The sequence below is a fragment of the Bacillus sp. SIMBA_005 genome, from assembly GCF_046535585.1.
Taxonomy (GTDB): domain Bacteria; phylum Bacillota; class Bacilli; order Bacillales; family Bacillaceae; genus Bacillus; species Bacillus pumilus.
The window spans coordinates 1-483 of sequence record NZ_JAWRWI010000044.1 but is presented as its reverse complement, the minus strand read 5'-3'; the positions used below and the strand labels follow the sequence as shown (position 1 = coordinate 483).

The window sequence follows — 483 nt, the reverse complement described above, 5'->3', positions numbered from 1 at the left end:
ATCGCTTCTTTTGCTTTATCCTGTCCGACTGCCCAAATCTCGGCCTCCTCACCGATGGAGCTGGCGTAATTCTACATTTTCGTCACAAGAAGGCTGGTGGACATGCCTGAGCTGCAGGCTAATAAAATTCTTTTCATGAGGAATCCCTTCTTTCATAAAGTTAAAACGTTTTCATGAATATTATAATCTTTTGAAATTAAATGTCTATACTTTTAAAATATAAAAGTTTTACTTTTCGGATTTTTGACACAAAAAAACCTTTTAAGATTCAACTTAAAAGGTTTTTCATCTCAAGCGAGCCATAACAGCCATAAATAAAGTCCGATCAGGGTGATGAATAACGTCGGAATGGTTAATATCAGACCTGTTTTGAAATACATTCCCCAGGAAATTTTCACGTTTTTCCGGCTCAGCACGTGGAGCCATAACAATGTCGCCAGCGACCCGATCGGCGTGATTTTCGGCCCGAGGTCAGAACCGATA

General features: G+C 39.8%; 1 protein-coding gene and 1 pseudogene. Both read right to left on the bottom strand.

Going from position 1 to position 483, the window contains the following annotated elements:
- A pseudogene (locus SB660_RS18975) lies at positions 1-137 on the bottom strand (PTS sugar transporter subunit IIB); the annotation flags it as partial.
- A 153-nt stretch (positions 138-290) separates the two neighbouring features.
- The coding region (locus SB660_RS18970; RefSeq protein ID WP_410583763.1) for an ArsB/NhaD family transporter at positions 291-483 on the bottom strand (193 nt) is incomplete at its 5' end.